This is a genomic window from Amantichitinum ursilacus, from assembly GCF_001294205.1.
In the GTDB taxonomy this organism is placed as follows: domain Bacteria; phylum Pseudomonadota; class Gammaproteobacteria; order Burkholderiales; family Chitinibacteraceae; genus Amantichitinum; species Amantichitinum ursilacus.
In genome coordinates, this window is sequence record NZ_LAQT01000010.1 from 79534 (window position 1) to 98425 (window position 18892).

15 protein-coding genes are annotated in these 18892 nt (G+C 61.1%); 7 read left to right on the forward strand and 8 right to left on the reverse strand.

All coding sequences use genetic code 11. The annotated features are described in order from the left end of the window. Window positions 1-304: 304 nt before the first annotated feature. Window positions 305-2029, reverse strand: coding sequence for an LTA synthase family protein (locus WG78_RS13375; RefSeq protein WP_053938340.1), 1725 nt, complete (start codon window positions 2027-2029; stop codon window positions 305-307). A 393-nt stretch (window positions 2030-2422) separates the two neighbouring features. Here WG78_RS13375 and WG78_RS13380 point away from each other — a divergent pair, with 393 nt between their 5' ends. Together WG78_RS13380 and gpmA are read left to right on the forward strand one after the other, a co-directional pair. Next, complete coding sequence (locus WG78_RS13380; RefSeq protein ID WP_053938341.1) at window positions 2423-3772, forward strand: MFS transporter; 1350 nt, start codon at window positions 2423-2425, stop codon at window positions 3770-3772. Window positions 3773-3865: 93 nt separating this feature from the next. Further along, window positions 3866-4558 (forward strand): 2,3-diphosphoglycerate-dependent phosphoglycerate mutase, encoded by a 693-nt coding sequence (gene gpmA / locus WG78_RS13385; RefSeq protein WP_053938342.1) that lies wholly within the window; start codon window positions 3866-3868, stop codon window positions 4556-4558. Window positions 4559-4630: 72 nt separating this feature from the next. Here gpmA and WG78_RS22930 read toward each other — a convergent pair whose 3' ends face one another. From WG78_RS22930 to WG78_RS13405, 4 genes are all read right to left on the reverse strand, one after another. Next, window positions 4631-5500: a hypothetical protein gene (locus tag WG78_RS22930; RefSeq protein ID WP_201782437.1), complete on the reverse strand. Its 870-nt coding sequence runs from the start codon at window positions 5498-5500 to the stop codon at window positions 4631-4633. Between the two features lie 192 nt (window positions 5501-5692). After that, entirely contained in the window at window positions 5693-6622 is a 930-nt protein-coding gene (locus WG78_RS13395; protein WP_053938344.1) for a Dyp-type peroxidase, read from the reverse strand. 6 nt (window positions 6623-6628) lie between these two features. Next, a complete protein-coding gene (locus tag WG78_RS13400) occupies window positions 6629-7204 on the reverse strand; it encodes a YqiA/YcfP family alpha/beta fold hydrolase (RefSeq protein WP_053938345.1) in 576 nt (191 codons plus the stop codon). A 14-nt stretch (window positions 7205-7218) separates the two neighbouring features. After that, the gene (locus tag WG78_RS13405; protein ID WP_053938346.1) at window positions 7219-8193 is read right to left on the reverse strand and encodes a quinone oxidoreductase family protein; all 975 of its coding nucleotides are present in this window, start codon (window positions 8191-8193) and stop codon (window positions 7219-7221) included. Window positions 8194-8704: 511 nt separating this feature from the next. Here WG78_RS13405 and WG78_RS13410 point away from each other — a divergent pair. Both WG78_RS13410 and WG78_RS13415 read left to right on the forward strand, forming a co-directional pair. Beyond that, the gene (locus WG78_RS13410) at window positions 8705-9751 is read left to right on the forward strand and encodes an NADP(H)-dependent aldo-keto reductase (protein WP_053938347.1); all 1047 of its coding nucleotides are present in this window, start codon (window positions 8705-8707) and stop codon (window positions 9749-9751) included. 54 nt (window positions 9752-9805) lie between these two features. Continuing rightward, entirely contained in the window at window positions 9806-11020 is a 1215-nt protein-coding gene (locus WG78_RS13415) for an MFS transporter (RefSeq protein ID WP_053938348.1), read from the forward strand. Window positions 11021-11050: 30 nt separating this feature from the next. Here WG78_RS13415 and WG78_RS13420 read toward each other — a convergent pair whose 3' ends face one another. Continuing rightward, a complete protein-coding gene (locus WG78_RS13420) occupies window positions 11051-12337 on the reverse strand; it encodes a DUF445 domain-containing protein (protein ID WP_053938349.1) in 1287 nt (428 codons plus the stop codon). Between the two features lie 143 nt (window positions 12338-12480). Between WG78_RS13420 and metH the strand changes: the two genes are divergently transcribed. Then, a complete protein-coding gene (gene metH, locus WG78_RS13425) occupies window positions 12481-16194 on the forward strand; it encodes a methionine synthase (protein ID WP_053938350.1) in 3714 nt (1237 codons plus the stop codon). A 147-nt stretch (window positions 16195-16341) separates the two neighbouring features. Here the strand turns inward: metH and WG78_RS13430 are convergent, their stop codons facing one another. Together WG78_RS13430 and WG78_RS22160 are read right to left on the reverse strand one after the other, a co-directional pair. Then, the gene (locus WG78_RS13430) at window positions 16342-16758 is read right to left on the reverse strand and encodes a YccF domain-containing protein (RefSeq protein WP_053938351.1); all 417 of its coding nucleotides are present in this window, start codon (window positions 16756-16758) and stop codon (window positions 16342-16344) included. Window positions 16759-16893: 135 nt separating this feature from the next. Further along, window positions 16894-17220, reverse strand: a complete 327-nt coding sequence (locus WG78_RS22160) for a BON domain-containing protein (RefSeq protein WP_083459078.1) — start codon at window positions 17218-17220, stop codon at window positions 16894-16896. 238 nt (window positions 17221-17458) lie between these two features. Here WG78_RS22160 and WG78_RS13440 point away from each other — a divergent pair, with 238 nt between their 5' ends. Then, a complete protein-coding gene (locus WG78_RS13440) occupies window positions 17459-17689 on the forward strand; it encodes an RNA-binding S4 domain-containing protein (RefSeq protein WP_053938352.1) in 231 nt (76 codons plus the stop codon). Between the two features lie 155 nt (window positions 17690-17844). After that, complete coding sequence (locus tag WG78_RS13445) at window positions 17845-18879, forward strand: glycoside hydrolase family protein (RefSeq protein WP_083459081.1); 1035 nt, start codon at window positions 17845-17847, stop codon at window positions 18877-18879. The last annotated feature ends 13 nt before the right edge of the window (window positions 18880-18892 follow it).

Consider the following 18892-nt stretch of genomic DNA (forward strand, 5'->3'; position numbering starts at 1 on the left):
GCATACCACTCTGGTTGGTGGGTCCAGACCCACCCTATGCGCGTGAACTGACTCAGTGTCGGTGGCGTCCGCCCACCGCGTGAAGCGGCGTTTGGAAAAAAGCGCTGTGGATAAGTCTGTGCACAACCACTGAACAAGCTGTGCGGAAGGGTGCGTTACCCGAAGGGCTTGTCTTCGCTTGCGGGGACAACGCCCATTTTGGGGGTCAAAGGGACGGCCCCGGTTGGGTCCATCGGGCATCCACGGCAAAACCGAAATGTGCGTTGCCCGCTTGCGGGGTAACGCACCCTACGCATATCCCGCCTCAGAACAACCGTTCCGCGTACAGCGCGGTCGGGAACATCGCGTCCCAGCCGTGTTCACCGTAGGGCAAGCCCTTCATCTGGTTGCAGACGTTGGCCAGCGTGGCAAAAAAGTTGCCCTGCTGCGGCGTAACCTGCGCCAGTTGCCCCGGCATGCACAGCAGCGGCTTGCCGCGCAGGTTGTCAGCCAGTTGCGGCTGCAACTGCTTATGCGCTTTGCCCACATATTTGATCATCACCGGAATCTGCCCGCGCACCGCCAGTTGCTCCGGGGTCAGCCGCGGATTAAAGCGGTAGTCCTCATTGCGTTCGCCGCTGCTGGTAAACAGATCGTCGCCAAACACGCCGTCCTTGTGGAACACGGCCGTGATGCCCGGCTTGTGATCGCCAAACACCATGATCAGCAACGGCCGTTTGCGCTTGGCGGCCGACTTTTGCAGCTGGTCAACAAACACGCTCATATCGGTGATGGCCGTATCCAGCCGCTTTAGATAATCGCCGTCGCCATTGTCGTCATTGGCCGCATCGTATTTGCCATGGGTCATCACCGTGGCCATAAACATCATGTTCTTTTGCGTGCGCGGGCTGGCGTCGTACAGCGACATGGCCTTCTGGTACAGCAGCTTGTCGTCGGGCCAGCCTTCTTCTTCCCAATCCATTTCATCGACAAAGTGCGTCTCGTCAAAGCCGAACTTGGGGTAGACGATGTTGCGCTTCCAGAACGTCGAGTAGTAATCGTGCAGGCCGTAGGTGTGATAACCGGCGTGATCAAAATGGCTGACGATGGTGTGCGCGTGCTCGGCGTACTGGTTGGCAAAGTTTTGATAATCGATGCCGGGGAAGACCTTGCTCGAAAGCCCGGTCAGCACTTCAAATTCGGCCTCGGCCGTGCCGCCGCCATACACCGGGCTCACCATATCGGTCATGGTGAAACCCTTGTCCTGCAGCCGCAGCATCGGCGTTTTAAAGCGTGCGTCGGCGGTGGTAAAGCAGGATTCGCACAGAATCACAAACACATCGGGTTCGGTGGCGTCAAACTGGCGCAGCTCGCCCGCAGCATAAAAGTTATGCGGGCCATGCGCGGGCGGCGGTACGGTTTCGGCGTTCAGAAACAGGTGGCCGATGATGCCGTTGGCGCGCGCGTTTTCGCGGAAATTGTACGAGTGGTATTGCGTCTTCAACGCGTACAGCAATTGTGGCGTCAGATAGTCGTCCAGCCGTTGCGGGTTATCCATGCGCACAAAAAACATCGCGGGCAGGATCAGCGCCGGTAATAGCCGCCACGACACGATGCGCGGATGGCGATACAAGCCATAGCCCACGGCCAGCAGCGTCAGCGCCACATAGCCAATCAGATGCCAGTCGGCATAGCCCGTCAGCGCCGCGCCTTGCGATACCTCGAACAGATCCCGCGTCAGCAGCGGTTCGCCGGTGGCGTCTTCTTTAATCCAGCTGCCGTTCGCCAGCGCGCCTTCCAGCCCGATGCAGGCCGCGACCGCCGACCAGCGTTCCAGAAACGCATACAGCACAAAGAACAGTAGCAACTGAAACAGGATGCGCGCGCCATCCCATTCGGTATCCACCAGAAAACGCAGCGCCACCACGGCCACAAACGGCGCAATAGGCGAAACACGTGGCCAGACGCGTTCGAGCCACGGCGGCACAACCAGGGGGCGGACGCGTTGCCAACCAGGCGCCAGCAAAGCGGCGGGACTAAGAATGCGCATAAAACGGTTTGGGCCCGGGGCTGCGCAACGCGCAGCGTAAATCAAAAGGCAGGCACCATAGGCGCTCAGCCGGTTTCGGAAAAGGTGAATTTTTACAATTTTATTAACCTGCTTCAGACCAGACCCATGGACCCGGGTGAGGTTCCCGGCTTGCGGGCAGTTTTACGCTTCCTTATCATTTGCTCAGCTTACCCAGCCGCAAATGCACCCGCCTGGCCCGCGGTGGCGCCACATTGGCGCACCGCCCCGTGTTGCGCCGAACCTGGCCATCACGCCGCCGCTCCCTCGTTTGCCAGCCTGTTTTTTCTACCGTGCCCGGTCGGCATGGCGGATGGCGCTGCGGTTTCGCGTTGTTTGTCATGCATGAACCGTGCCTGACAACGAGATCATTCCATGACGACTTCTGCCCAGCCGCCCGCCAATTCGACGGCGCGCGTGGCGGTGGCCAGCTTTATCGGCACCGCCATCGAGTTTTTTGACTTCTACATCTTTGCCACCGCCGCCGCGCTGATCATCGGCCCGACGTTTTTTCCCAAGGAATCCAGCACGGCCCAGGCGCTGAATGCGTTTGTGACGTTTGGCATCGCGTTTCTGGCGCGGCCGTTGGGTTCCGCCTTGTTTGGCCACTTTGGCGATCGCATCGGGCGCAAATCTACGCTGGTGGCGTCGCTCACCGTGATGGGCGTCTCCACCACGCTGATCGGCTTTCTGCCTGGCCATGATTCGATTGGCGATCTGGCGCCGCTGTTGCTGTGCGTGCTGCGCTTTGGCCAGGGCATCGGCCTGGGCGGCGAATGGGGCGGCGCGGCCTTGCTGGCCACCGAAAATGCACCGCCGGGCAAACGCGCGTGGTTCGGCATGTTTCCGCAACTGGGCCCGTCGGTGGGCTTTTTGCTGGCCAACGGCCTGTTTCTGGGGCTGGCCGTGGCGCTGAGCGATGATCAGTTCAAAGGCTGGGGCTGGCGCGTGCCGTTTATTTTTAGCGCGGTGCTGGTGGCGCTGGGCTTGTATGTGCGGCTCAAATTGCACGAAACGCCGGTGTTTGCCCAAGCCATGCAACGCCAGCAACGGGTGAAGGTGCCGCTGGCCGCGCTGTTTGGCCGTCATTGGCTGCCGGTGCTGCAAGGCGCGTTTTCGATGGTGGTGTGCTACGCGCTGTTCTATATCTCGACCGTGTTTGCGCTGTCGTATGGCACCAAAACGCTGCATTTCAGCCGCCCGCAATTTCTGGGCATGTTGTGCTTTGCCGTGCTGTTTATGGCATTGGCGACGCCGCTGTCGGCCTGGGCCAGCGACCGCTTTGGTCGCAAGCCGGTCTTGCTGCTGGGCACGGCGCTGGCCATGGCGTCGGGCTTTGCCATGCAACCGTTGCTGGGCGCGGGCACGTTCGGGCCGGTGACCTTGTTTCTGGTGATCGAACTGTTCTTGATGGGCTTTACCTTCGGGCCGATGGGCGCGTTGCTGCCCGAGATCTTCCCGACGCCAGTGCGCTATAGCGGCGCGGGCATTGCGTATAACCTGGGCGGCATTATCGGGGCGTCGATTGCGCCGTATATCGCGCAAGTGCTGGTGGAGCGCGGCGGCCTGAGCTGGGTGGGTGGCTATGTGTCGGTGGCGGCGTTGCTCAGCTTTATTGCGGTACTGAGCATGCGCGAAACGCGCGAGGCCGATCTGGCGCAAGTGGCGGCGCCCGATGACGGCCCGGCCAGCGCTCACACCGTGATCGAGCGCGCTGGCGCGTAAATAGTCCGGATGCGGGCGGCATGGCTGTTTGCGCCGTCGCCCGCAACGCCTAGAATAGCGGCCGACACTTATCGGCTCACTCAGGAGAATTCAATGGCCAAGCTCGTGCTGGTTCGCCACGGCGAATCACAATGGAACCTGGAAAACCGCTTTACCGGCTGGATTGACGTGGATATCACCGAAAAAGGCGCCGATGAAGCTCGCGACGCAGGGCGTCGTCTGAAAGAAGCCGGCATCCATTTCGATATCGCGTTTACTTCGGTGCTCAAGCGCGCCATTCGCACGCTGTGGCATGTGCAAGATGCCATGGACGCGCTGTGGATCCCCGTGATCAAGGACTGGCGTCTTAACGAACGCCATTACGGCGCGCTGTCGGGCCTGAACAAAAAAGAAACCGCCGCGCTGCACGGCGACGAGCAAGTGCATATCTGGCGTCGCAGCTACGACGTGCGCCCGCCCGCGCTGAGCCCGGATGATGAGCGCGACAGCATCAACGACCCGCGTTACGCCGGCCTGACCCGCGAACAAGTACCGCTGACCGAATGCCTGCAAGACACCGTGGCCCGCGTGCTGCCAGCCTGGTACGAAACCATCGCGCCGCAACTGGCCGCGGGCAAAAACGTACTGATCGCCGCGCATGGCAACTCGCTGCGCGCGCTGGTCAAGCATCTGGAAAACATCGCCGATGACGCGATCGTGGCGGTGGAAATCCCCAACGGCGTGCCGCTGGTGTATGACTTTGATGCCGAAATGAAACCCACCCGCCTGGGCTTTATGAAAGACTGATTCGCCGCGTGCGCTGTGGATAAAAAAATGCCGACGTTGCGACGTCGGCATTTTTTATGGGCTGCGAGACGATTACTGACCGGCAATCATCAGCGCATCGTTAGCCGGCGTAATGCTGGTGATAAACAACTTGCCGTTGTACTTGAAGGCCTGGCCGGTGGCGGTATCGCTGCGCTGGCAGGTGGCCTGGTCATAGGTCAGCGTGGCGTTGTAGACGTTTTTGCCCGAGCCATCCAGCGACAGCTGACCCGTGATGCGGCAGCCATTGACGCCCGCGCTGGTGCTGGTAATCGCGCCAGCAGACGTAATCACGATGGTGCCGATATCCGCAGTATTCAGGGTGAGCACCGTGCCGGTGTACGTGCCCGCCAACGCGCCTAACGAAGCTGGCTGGTCATAGCTGGCGGTATAAACGCCATTGAAACTGGCCGTCGCGCTATTGGCGTAAGTGGCATTACCCGTCAGCGACGCGCCAGTCACGATGCTGGCGGTGGTGCTGGTGATGGCTTGGGCCGCGACGGACGAAGAAGCCTGATAATCCTGCGCATCGGTCGAGGTAAAGGTGCCATTGCTGATGCTACCGGTGCCGTGGATAAAGCCGACGCTGGAGTTGTTAACGTAGACGGCCCAGTAGGCGTTATCGGCGCGCAACGTGGTGTAGACCACTTCGGTGCCGGACACGCCGGTGCGGCTGGCGTTGCCCACGTACAGGCCTTGCTGCGCCGAAGCCGGAGCAGGTGTCGGTGTGGGGGTGGGTGTTGGGGTCGGCACTGGCGTTGCGGTCGGCGTGGGGGTTGGCGTCGGAGTGCCCGTGGGCGCGCCGGTCGGTGTCGGGGTGGGGCTGCTACTGCTGTCACTGCCACCATCGCCACCACAAGCGCTGAGCAGGGTGATCAAAGTCAGGGCGGATACGGCAAAGATCGTCTTGGTCGGGGTTTTCATTATTGTCATCTGTTGTAATTAAAATGCCAGTATTACCACAGATTTAGCTACCGTCGATACGAAGGCTGACGAAATGCTACAAAAGCAACATGTCGTCAGCGCACGTCAAAACCCCATCCCCTGGGCGATCAGCGCAATAAAAAACCCGACGCCGCGGCATCGGGTTTTACGGGGATCACATCTATCACGGCACTAGGCAGCCAGCGCCTGGAGCACCTCACGGCTGGGCGCAAAGAACGCGCCGCCGGTCACTGCGCGGCTGTACGTCAACAGGTGATCCACGCGCCCGTCGGATGTGGGGGCCACCATGCGCGCGAGCATTTTCTCGAATACATCAGGCGTGCGGCAGTAAGACGCAAACAACAAACCCTTCTCGCCGCCCGGTGTGCCATAGGGCATCGAGTGGCGCAGCATTTCCAGTTCTTTACCGTCTTCTTCAATCACCACGCGGGCGATATGGGCGGTCAGCGGCTTGTCTTCGTCCGACAATTCTTCGTCCTGCGCCTTGGTGCGGCCCATCACGGCTTCTTGCTGTTTGACGGCCAGCGCGTTCCATTGCTGCATGCGATGCACGTAGCGTTGCGTGTGCACATAGCTGCCGCCGGCCCAGGCGGCGTCTTCATCGCCCACCAGCGCGGCCTCGGCGCGCTCGTCGTCGCCGTGCGGGTTCTCGGTGCCGTCCACAAAGCCGGTCAGATCGCGCCACTCGCGGTATTTAAACGCGGTAACCGATTCGACCACTTCAAACCAGGCTTGTAATGACGTGGCAAAGCGGTCGGCAAATTCATACACCAGGTCATAACGTTCGGCGCGCACGTGCAGCAACAGATCGCCTTCCGTGGCCGGGGCCGGGTGGATGGCGCCTGCGATGCGCGGAAAACCTCGAAAGCGTGCCGGCCGGGCATCGCCAAACAGATCGGCCCAGCCGTGCTCGCCGAGCGCCAGCACGGCCGAAAACCGCGCTTCGGGGTACACCGCGGCGACTTCTTCGGCGTGCTGGGGCAACTGGCCGATCAGCGTGCGCATGGCCGCATCAGCCGGGCGGCCCAGGCGGCGGCGCAGTGTCAGAAAAATGACGTGGCTGGAGCCCTCGGGCAGGATGCCGCGCTGAGGGGTGGACATAACAACTCACTTTCCTTCCTGGGCGAATTCCCAGATGCGTGGCAACCAGTCCACATAGTTCTGAAAGCTGTGATCACCGCCTTCGATGACGGTCTGGCGACTGAGCGGATAGCGCTCCACCGCCTCGCGGTAATCCAGCGTGGTGTCGCCGGTCTGCACCATCAGCCAGTACTGATCGGGTTTGCTGACCGGGCGCTCGTATTTGCGCAGCTGATCGCCGTAGCCGACGTCGATATGGTGGATCTCGCCGGTCTGATAGTTACGTTGTGGGCCGATATAGTGCCGCAAAAGTTCATACGGCCGTACCGCCGGATTGATTAATACCGCACGCCCGCCGCCTTCTTCCACGGCCCAGTTGGCAAAATAGCCGCCCAGCGAACTGCCGATAAAGCACACCGGCTCGCCCCCCAGTTTGTCGATTGACGCCTGGATCACGCGGCCTGCGGCCACCGGTTCCATCGGGATTTGCGGGCAATGAAAATAATCGGCCAGGCTTTGCTCGGCCATCCACACTGCGGTGTCTTGCGCCTTTTGCGAAAACGGACTCGATAAAAAGCCGTGGAGATACATCAAGTGGACCATGGGTGTCTTGCGCCTTATGGGATCAATACGGTGGAGCCCGTGGTTTTGCGGGCCTCCAGGTCGCGATGCGCTTGTGCCGCATCGGCGAGCGGGTAACGCTGGTTGACCGTGACACGCACTCGGCCGCTGGCCACGATCGCAAAATAATCGGCCGCCATCGCCAGCAGTTCGGCGCGCGTACTGGCGTAATTGCCCAGCGTGGGGCGGGTTAAGTACAACGAACCTTTGCTGGCCAACAGATTGGGCGAAAACGGCGGCACCGGGCCCGAGGCATTGCCAAAACTGACCAGCAAACCGCGCGGGGCCAGGCTGGCCAGCGAGCCCTCAAACGTGGCCGCGCCCACGCCGTCGTACACCACCGGCACGCCTTGATTGCCGGTCAGCAAATGCACGCGCTCGGCAAAATGTTCGTTGGTGTAATCAATCACATGGTCGCAAAACGGCCGCGCCAGCCGGCATTTGGCTTCCGACCCCGCGGTGCCGATAACGGTGGCGCCCAGCGCTTGTGCCCACTGGCAGGCAATCTGGCCCACGCCGCCCGCAGCCGCATGGATCAGCACCGTCATGCCCGGTTTGACTTCAAAGGTTTGCTTAAGCAGATATTGCGCAGTCATGCCGCGCATCAGCGATCCCGCGGCCACTTCGTCCGAAATCCCGTCAGGAATCGGCACCAGTCTGGCCGCCGGCATATTTCGCTGGCGCGCATAGGAACCCAGCGGCCCATTGGGATAAGCCACGCGATCGCCGACTTTGAAATCGGTGACGCCCTCGCCCAGCTTTTCCACCACGCCGGCGGCTTCCTGGCCCAGCCCCGACGGAAATTTAACCGGATACAAGCCGCTGCGATGATAGGTGTCGATAAAGTTGACGCCGATGGCGGTATGGCGAAGCTGCACTTCGCCCGGCGCGGGGTCGGGCAGATCAATCTCGACCAGTTGCATCACCGAAGGATCACCGGCGGCCTCAAGGCGAATGGCGTGGGTCTGCATCGGTTTCGTCTCCATTGATTTTGTAATCATCATAGCGTCACTACATGACGCCTGAGTGGACGGCTTCAAGTGAGCGCGTCAGTGCCCGGTACAGCAAGTTTGATGCCTGCGCCCTGCTCAACCTGGCAGACGCCGCTGCAAACCGCTAGATCTCTGACGTAATGCACTAATTTCAGTTCTCGCCCCAGCCATCCGGTCAGCCATTGTATTGGCTGCCGATGACAAAGGTTCGTGATGGTGCATTGCGGCATTGCCGTAGTCCGCCAGGCGCTACAACGGTGCGCGATGATAACGGAGCCGTGCTAATAAACCATCCGGAATAACGATCATATTTATAATTATTTTTTGTTTTATTGACGGCGCCGCTACAGTGGCGGGCGCGCAAGGCGGCCAAAGCGGCAAAGCGCCCTACGCCGCGCGTGCGCACGCTATTATTCGACCGGTCGGGTCAACCTCCCTGCGCCCGACGTCGTTGCCTATGTAACCCCCGCCCCCTTGCACAGGAGCAGTAATGGAATATCGCAAACTTGGCCGTACCGATCTCGACGTCAGCCTGATCGGCCTGGGTACCATGACCTGGGGCGAACAGAACACCGAGGCCGATGCGCATGCCCAGCTGGATCTGGCGCTGGAGCTTGGCGTCACGCTGGTGGATGTCGCCGAGATGTACCCGGTGCCGCCGCGCGCCGAAACCGCAGGCCTCACCGAAACCTATATCGGCACCTGGCTGGCAAAAACCGGCCGCCGCAAAGACATCGTGCTGGCCACCAAAGCCGCGGGCCCGGTGCGCCAGCCGCATCAACCGCGCCATATTCGTGGCGGCGAAACCCATCATGACCGCCGCAGCCTGACCGAAGCCGTGGACGGCAGCCTGCGCCGTTTGCAGACCGATTACATTGATCTGTACCAACTGCATTGGCCCGATCGCAGCACCAATACCTTTGGCCGGCTTAACTATCCGTGGATTGAAGATGAATACACGGTGCCGGCCGAAGAATCGTTGCAGGTACTGGCCGATCTGGTGAAGGCCGGCAAGATTCGCCACGTCGGTTTGTCCAACGAAACGCCGTGGGGCGTCGCGCAGTTTTTGCGTGCGGCGGAAAACGTCGGCCTGCCGCGCGTGGTCAGCATCCAGAACCCGTACAGCTTGCTCAACCGTGCGTTTGAAATCGGCCTGGCCGAATTCAGCCATCGCGAACAAGTGGGCCTGCTGGCGTATTCGCCGATGGCGTTTGGCGTGCTCAGCGGCAAGTACATCGACGGCACCGGCCAGAATGGTCGCGTGGCCATCTATGAACGCTTTAGCCGTTACAGCAAGCCCGAAGCCAAAATCGCCACCGCCGATTATGTGAACCTGGCGCGCGAACACGGCCTGAGCCCGGCGCAGATGGCGCTGGCGTATGTGAATACGCGGCCGTTTGTAACCAGCAACCTGATTGGCGCCACCACGCTGGCGCAGCTCAAGGAAAACATCGAGAGCATCAGCGTCAAACTCAGCGACGACGTGCTCAACGCCATCGAAGCCATCCACACCAAACAGCCGAATCCGGCACCGTAATGCCGTACCCGGGCGAGCCATGTGCTCGCCTTTTTTCATCTCTCGGGAAACCGCATGGAATTGTCTTTACTGGCGTTACGCCCGTTTCGCCATTTGCTGGCCAGCCGTTTGTTTACCGCGTTGTCGTACCAGATGCTGGCGGTGGCCGTGGGCTGGCAGATGTATGCGCTGACGCACAGCGCATTTAGCCTGGGCCTGATCGGCATTGCGCAATTTGCGCCGCAATTATTGTTTACGTTGGTGGTGGGCCATGTGGCCGACCGCTACGACCGTCGCCGCGTGGTGGCGATTTGCCAGACGCTGGAATTTATCGTCGCCGCCGTGCTGGCCGCCGCCAGCCTGGCCGAGCAGCTGAGCCCCACCGCCTTGTACATCGCCGCGTTCTGCATCGGCACCGCGCGCGCGTTCGAGACGCCCAGCCTGCAGGCGCTGGTGCCCAGTCTGGTCACCGAAGCGCAATTGCCGCAAGCGCTGGCCACCAGTTCGGGGCTGATGCAGGTGGCCATCATTACTGGCCCGGCGCTGGGCGGCTTTATCTATGCCGTCGGCCCCGATGCGGTGTATCTGACCACCGCGATTTTCTGGCTGGTGGCGGCCATTTCGATGTTTACGCTGCCGCTGGTACGCAAGCAGGAACATCGCCCGCCCGCCACGCTGGAATCGCTGTTTGGCGGCATCCGTTATATCCGCGAACGCCGCATTATCCTGGGCGCGATTTCGCTCGATCTGTTTGCGGTATTGCTGGGCGACGCGACGGCTTTGCTGCCGATTTTTGCGCGCGACATTCTGCATACCGGCGCGTGGGGCATGGGCATTTTGCGTTCGGCCCCGGCCATAGGCGCGCTGAGCATGTCGTTTTATCTGGCACGCCGTCCGCTGCGTCAACACGTTGGCAAGATCATGTTTGGCGCGGTCGGCCTGTTTGGCGTGGCCACCATCGTATTTGGCCTGTCGCATTCCTTCGGCATTTCGCTGGCGGCGCTGGTGGTGCTGGGCGCGTGCGACATGATCAGCGTGGTGGTGCGTTCGTCGCTGGTGCAACTGGAAACACCCGATGCCATGCGCGGCCGCGTCAGCGCGGTCAGCTCGATTTTCATCGGCGCGTCCAATCAGTTGGGCGAGTTTGAATCGGGCACCACCGCCGCCTTGCTCGGCCCGGTGCCCGCAGTGGTAGTGGGCGGCATCGGCACGCTGATTGTGGTGGCGTTGTGGATGCGCTGGTTTCCCGAGCTGACGCGGCGGCAATCGCTGGCGGTGGGCGCGGATTAGGTTTGTTTTGCCGGCCAACAGCGCGGCACGCTACCAGCCCAAAGCGTGGCGCGCCGTGTAGATCAGCAGTCCCACCAGCCCGCCCACCACGGTGCCGTTGACGCGAATGTATTGCAGATCGACGCCCACATTCAGTTCCATGCGTTCCACCAGCACGCGGTTATCCCAGGCTTTGAGCTGGTCGGCGATAAAGCGGCCAATCTCGCTGCGATAACGCGCCAGCGAACGCGCCGCAAAGCCGCGTATCTGGCCATTCAACCAATCGGCAAACGCCTGGTCTTCGTGCAAACGCCGGCCGAATTGTTTGATGGCGCTGCCCATCTTTTGCTGGATTTGCGATTGCGGATGCGCCAGATCGGCCTGCAGGCTTTCCAGCAAGTTGTGCCACATGCTGTTCATGCGGTCTTGCAGCTCGGTCGACGCCAACAGGTTATCGCGCCAGTCCGATAACTTCTGCTGCAGCGCCGGGTCTTGCCGCAGCTTGTTGGTCAGCTCCACCAGTTGCTCGTCAAAGCTTAAACGCAGGCTGTGCGCGGGGTTCACCAGCACGGTTTCCAGTTCGTTAATACCCGCCGCCACCAGCTTGCGCGCCAGATAACGCCCGCTGGTGCCATCCAGCGCCACCCAGCGCAACACGCTGAATTCTTTGGCGATGATGTCGGCCAGGTATTCTTGCGTGGTGGTGGATTGCAGCCGCTCCAGCAGCTCGCGCACCACGCCATCGAGCATATGTTGATGCTTGCCCTGGGCGCGCAGCACTTGCAGCAACGACGCCGCCGCTTGCGAAAAATCCGCCTTGCCCAAGGCCTTGAGCGCCATCTCGCGCGCCATCGCGGTCAGGCGCGGGTCATCCAGCGTGGTCAGCACATAGCTTAGAAAATACGTGCCGGTGGCGGTCAGATCGCGCTTGGCGCCGGGCCGCGCCAGCCAGATGGCAATGCGGCGCGCCGGGTTAAAACTGTCGATGCGTACCAGCAATTGTTCGGGCTGCAAAAAGTGCGTTTCGATAAACACGCCCAGGCTATCGGCGATGCGGTTTTTATTGCGCGGAATGATGGCGGTATGCGGAATAGGTATGCCCAGCGGATAGCGAAACAGTGCGGTCACCGCAAACCAGTCGGCCAGTGCGCCGATCATGGCGGCCTCGGCAAAGGCGGCGGCATAACCCAGCCACGGGTGGCTGCTTTCAAATTTAAGGCAGAACAGATACAGCAAGGTCACCGCCGCCAGCAGGGCGCTGGCAAAGGTGCGCATGCGGCGCAGGCGCATGGCTTTGGCGATCTCGGCTTGAAGATGCAGCGGCGCGGCAGCCGTCATGAGTGAGCCTTATGCGGGTGGCGAAGAGCTTTCATGATAGCGCGCAGGCCATGGCCCGGCTGTGCGGCGGTATCCTACGTGGCCACGCCCGCGTGTTAAAATCCGCCTTCCGCCGCCCCGTAAAGCCCTTGAGAATCAACCCGATGACGCGCCTTGCCGACCTGCAGCACCAGCTTAATCAACGCATCCTGATCCTGGATGGCGCGATGGGCACCATGATCCAGCGCCATGATCTGCAAGAGGCCGACTACCGCGGCACGCGCTTTGCCGACTGGCCCAGCGACGTCAAAGGCAATAACGATCTGCTGGTGCTGACGCAGCCCGCCATCATCGGCGGCATCCACCAGGCGTATCTGGATGCGGGCGCGGACATCATCGAGACCAACAGTTTTAACGGTACCCGCATCGCCATGGCCGATTACGGCATGGAAGAGCTGGTATGGGAAATGAACTTTGCCGCCGCGAAACTGGTGAAAGACCTGTGCGTGGCGCAGACGGCAAAAACGCCCGCAAAACCGCGTTATTGCGCCGGCGTGCTCGGCCCCACCAACCGCACTTGTTCGATTTCACCCGACGTCAACGACCCGGGCTTTCGCAATGTGACGTTTGACGAGCTGGTGGAAAGCTATACCGAAGCCATCGACGGCCTGGTCAAAGGCGGCGCCGATATCCTGCTGGTCGAAACCATTTTCGACACGCTGAACGCCAAGGCGGCGGTGTTCGCCATCCACAAATACTTTGACGATCATCCCGAGCAAGAAAAGCTGCCGGTGATGGTGTCGGGCACGATTACCGATCAATCGGGCCGCACGCTGACCGGCCAGACCACCGAGGCGTTTTACAACAGCCTGGAACACGCCGACGCCATCACCTTTGGCCTGAACTGCGCGCTGGGCCCCGATTTGCTGCGGCAGTACGTGGAAGAAATGGCGCGCGTATCGGCCACCTATGTCTCGGTGCACCCGAACGCCGGTTTGCCCAATGCCTTTGGCGGTTACGATCTGGATGCCGAAACCATGGGCGTGCAGGTGCGCGAATGGGCCGAAGCCGGTCTGGTTAACGTGATTGGCGGCTGCTGTGGCACCACGCCCGACCACATCGCGGCCATCTACAAAAACGTCAAAGACGTCGCGCCGCGCCCGCTGCCGCAGATTGAACGCAAATGTCGTTTGTCCGGGCTGGAGCCGTTCAATATCGGCGACCGCGATCTGTTTGTGAACGTGGGCGAACGCACCAACGTCACGGGCAGTAAAGCCTTTGCCCGGCTGATCCTGAATGGCGATTACGCCACCGCGCTCGATGTGGCCCGGCAGCAGGTCGAAGCCGGCGCGCAGATTATCGATATCAACATGGACGAGGGCATGCTCGATGCCCACAAAGCCATGGTCACCTTTTTGAACCTGGTCGCCGCCGAGCCCGATATCAGCCGCGTGCCCATCATGGTGGATAGCTCGAAGTGGGATGTGATCGAAGCGGGCCTTAAATGCATTCAGGGCAAGCCGATCGTCAACTCGATCTCGATGAAAGAAGGCGTCGACAAGTTCAAGCAACAAGCGCGTTTGCTGCGGCGTTATGGCGCGGCGGTGATCGTGATGGCGTTTGATGAAGTCGGCCAGGCCGATACCTATGCCCGCAAGATCGAGATTTGCGAAAAAAGCTATCGCATTCTGGTGGACGAATGCGGCTATCCGCCCGAAGACATCATCTTTGACCCGAACATCTTTGCCATCGCCACCGGCATCGAAGAACACGCGCGCTATGGCCTCGACTTTATCGAGGCCACCGGCTGGATCAAACAAAACCTGCCGTATGCCAAGATTTCCGGCGGCGTATCCAATGTGTCGTTCAGCTTCCGCGGCAACAACAAGGTGCGCGAAGCCATCCACGCGGTGTTCCTGTATCACGCCATCCAGCAAGGCATGACCATGGGCATCGTCAACGCCGGTGCGCTGGAAGTGTATGAAGAAGTGCCCGCCGAATTACGCAACCGCATCGAAGACGTGGTGTTGATGCGCGATGCCGGGCCCGATCCGCTGGCCGCCACCGAGGCGCTGATTGCACTGGCCGAGAGCTTTCGCGGCGACGTAAACCAGGCCAAGGGCGAAGACCTGAGCTGGCGCGAAGGCAGCCTGCAAGAGCGCATCACCCACGCGCTGGTCAAAGGCATCACCACCTTTATCGTCGAAGACACCGAAGAAGCGCGCCAGGCCGCTGAACGCCCGATCCACGTGATCGAAGGCCCGCTCATGAACGGCATGAACCACGTCGGCGATCTGTTTGGCGCGGGCAAGATGTTTCTGCCGCAGGTGGTTAAATCGGCGCGCGTGATGAAAGCCGCCGTGGCGCATCTGGAGCCGTTTATCGAGCAAGAGAAGATCGATATGGGCCTGCAGGACGCCCCGGCCAAAGGCAACATCGTGATGGCCACGGTGAAAGGCGACGTGCACGACATCGGCAAAAACATCGTGGGCGTGGTGCTGCGCTGTAACAACTACAAGGTGACCGATCTGGGCGTGATGGTGCCGGCGCAAAAAATCCTGGATACCGCCAAAGAAATCGGCGCGGACATGATCGGTTTGTCCGGCCTGATTACGCCGAGCCTGGAAGAGATGTCGCACGTGGCCAAAGAAATGCAGCGCCAGGGCTTTACGCTGCCGCTGCTGATCGGCGGCGCCACTACGTCCAAGGTGCATACCGCCGTGAAGATCGAGCCCGGTTATCCGGCCGGCACCGTGGTGTATGTGCCTGATGCGTCGCGCGCGGTGGGGGTGTGTTCCAACTTGTTGAGCGATGAACTGAAGCCCGAGTTTGTCGGCAAGCTGCGCAATGAATATCAGAACATCCGCACCATCCACGCCAATCGCGGCGCCAGCAAACTGATCAGCTTGGCGCAGGCGCGCGCCAATGCGTTCAAGCCCATGATCGACTGGGCGCATTACAGCCCGCCCAAGCCCAAGCAACTGGGCGTGTTCAAATTCGAGAACGTGCCGCTGAGCGAAATCGCCCCGCTGATCGACTGGAGCCCGTTCTTTAATGCCTGGGAATTGTTCGGCAAATATCCGCGTATTCTGCAAGACGAAGTGGTGGGCGAATCGGCGCGCGCCTTGTTTGCCGATGCGCAAACCATGCTGACGCAGATGGTGGCCGAAGGCTGGGTAACGGCATCGGGCGTGGTGGGTTTGTGGCCCGCCAATCGCGTGGGCGACGATATCGAGATTTACGATCCGGCAAGCGGCGCCACGCTGATGGCCTGGCGCACATTGCGCCAGCAAAACGCCAAGGCCGAAGGCAAGCCGAACTGGGCGCTGGCCGATTTCATTGCGCCCAAAGACAGCGGCAAGGCGGATTACATCGGCGCGTTTGCCGTCACCGGCGGCCTGAATATCGAGCCGCATGTGGCGCGCTTTGAAAACGCCAATGACGATTACAACGCTATCATGGTGAAGGCGCTGGCAGACCGCTTTGCCGAAGGCTTTGCCGAATATATGCACCGCAAAGTGCGGATGGAATTGTGGGGCTATGCGCCCGACGAGAATCTGGATGTGGACGCGCTGACCGATGAGAAATACGTCGGCATCCGCCCCGCGCCGGGCTATCCGGCTTGCCCGGACCACACCACCAAGACTGATCTGTTCCGCGTGCTGGATGCGGAATCGATTGGCATGCAGTTGACCGAGGGCTACGCCATGCTGCCGACGGCGGCAGTTAGTGGCTTCTACTTTAGCCACCCGCAATCGCAGTACTTTGCCGTGGGCAAGATCGAGAAAGACCAGGTGGAAGACTACGCCGCCCGCCGCGGCGTGAGCGTGGAACAAGCCGAACGCGACCTCGCCCCCAACCTCGGTTACAACGCGTAAATGCATAGGGTGGGTCAAGACCCACCCTCCAATGTGGTATGCCAAGCTCACCGCACGTGGCATATAGCATTGAGTGGTGGGTCTTGACCCACCCTATGCGTTTTCAATATTTACCGCGTCAATGGCCGACGGTGTTAGCGCGCGGCTTTAACGCAGCCCGAAGCGCTGGTTGCTCGGCACCACAGTCTGGCCGACCGGGGCGAGGGCGATCAGCGCCAGCTTCAGATGCTGGATGCCAAACGGGATGCCGATAATGGTGATGAAATTGGCCAGCGCCGCCGTCACGTGGCCCAGCGCCAGCCACCAGCCGGCAAACACAAACCAGATCACATTGCCGATAAAGCCGAGCGCGCCGGTGCCCACATCATGCCGCCCGGTGATGTAATTGCGCTTGACCGCTTCTTTGCCAAACGGCCAGAACGAAAACGCACCGATCACAAAACACGCGCGCGCCCACGGGATGCCGACGATGGTGATCAACGCCACCAGCCCGGCCAGCCACCAGCCCAACCCCATCCAGAAACCGCCCAGTACAAACCACAGCACATTGCCGATAAAACGCATCAGGTCGCCTTTTATTTGGGTGAAACAAGCAGACCAGTTTAGCGGGCAAAAGATTGCATCACGTAATAAAAAAGGCGCCCGGATGGACGCCTGTTTTGCATCAGCGCAGCGAGCTTGCGCCCGCGCGATGGCTGCTTATTGCTTCGGCATGATGTTGTTGGCGACGTAACGCACGCCCTTCACTTTTTCGGCCACCATGCCGGCCTTGGCCATTTGCAGACCGGTATCCACGTTGCCATTGATGGTGACGTCGGCATCTTTGCCGGTGACTTGCAGGTTGAACGGCGCCAGTTCGCTATCGGCATCCAGCGCAGCCTTGACGTTGGCGGCCAGCGCGGCGTCTTTCGGTGCGGCGGCGGCGGCCGGTGCGGCAGCAGCCGGGGCAGCGGCTTGCGGCGCCGAGCTGCAGGCGGTGTTGAACAGGGCAACTGCGAACAGGGCGGCGAGTGCGGCGTTTTTCATTTTGATTTCCCCAAGGTTTGCGGTGGCGGGCGTCGCACAACGCAACGCTGCCGATGGTTTCCGGGCGCATAGGCGCCGGGGCCTGGATGCGGCTCGGCAGCGATTGTTACTGCGCGATATTGCAAAACCATGACAGACACATGAAAAGTCTGCGTTCGTCCTGTCCTGACGCAGGGCCGCTACAAACAAGGGCCTGGCCGTCTGCTAGACTGGGCGTTTTGCCAGGCAGGTTTTAACCATGCAACACCTTGAAGTAGAAATTGACAGCGAATTCATCGCGCTGAACGACCTTCTTAAAATCTGTGGTCTGGTGGACAGCGGCGGCGCGGGCAAAGCGCTGGTGGCCACCGGCATCGTCAAGGTCAATGGCGAGCAGGAACTGCGCAAGACCAACAAGATCCGGCCGGGCATGCAAGTGCAGGTGGCCGACGACGTGGTCATCGACGTCAAGGCCGCGCCCGAAGAATAAGCATCGACTCGGCCAGCGCCCGGCAGGGTGGGCGGGCCGCCTCTTGTCTGCGGATTGTCGCCTTCGGTAACGCGCTGTATTCGCAGCGCGAGCCGGGGGTGCAAAGCTGGGCGCCTTTGGCCTGCCCTGCCTAACCCGCCTTCGAGGACACACAGATGCCCCGTTCCGCCCTGCCCGCGCTCAGTACGCTGACCGCCACCCTGTCGTTGTGCCTTGCGCTTGCCGCCTGTGGCGGCGGAGGCGGTGGCGATGACAGCAGCGCCAGCAACACCGTTGCCCCCACCAGCACGCCCACCACCGCACCGACGCCGACCCCTGCGCCAGGCGCAACACCGACTCCTACGCCAGCGCCCGGCGCAACCCCCACCCCAACGCCCGGGGCGACACCGACGCCCACGCCTACCCCGGCCGCCAGCAGCAAAAGCAGCAAGCGCGGCCTGGCCTATGATCTGGCCAGCACAGCCGATCTGGCAGCGCTCTCCGCGGGCACCAGCTGGTGGTACAACTGGAGCGACCATGCCAACAGCGCCTTGCCCACCAATGCGCAAACGCAATACGGCATGGAATTTGTGCCGATGCTGTGGAACGACAATTTCAACGATGCGGCCATCGAAACCATGCTGACCGCGCATCCGACAATCAAATATCTGCTGGTGCTCAACGAACCCAATCTGACCGACCAGGCCAATATGACGCCGCAACAAGCCGCCGCGCTGTGGCCGCGTTATGAAGCGATTGCCGCACACACCGGCGTCAAGCTGGTGGGCCCGGCGATGAACTGGGGCACGATGGCGGGTTATGCCGATCCGGTGGTGTGGCTGGATGCGTTCTACGCCGCCTACCGGGCCGCCAACAGCAATCGCGATCCGCGCATCGATTATCTGGCCTTCCACTGGTACGACTATGGCCTGGGCAGCCAGCTGGACCGCCTGAGCAAATACGGCAAACCGTTCTGGGTGACCGAATTCGCCAACTGGCATACCGGCGATGGCAGTGCCCAGATCGACAGCGTGGCCAAGCAAGCGGCGCAGATGGCCGATATGGTCAAAACGCTGGAAAGCCGCAGCGATGTGTTCCGCTATGCGTGGTTTACCGGGCGCATGAGCAGCGATCCGCATTTTGATTCGCTGCTGGGCGGCAGCGGCCAGCTGACTGCCTTGGGCAGCCAGTATCTGGCGCAGCCGTGGTAAGCCGCCGCAGGCC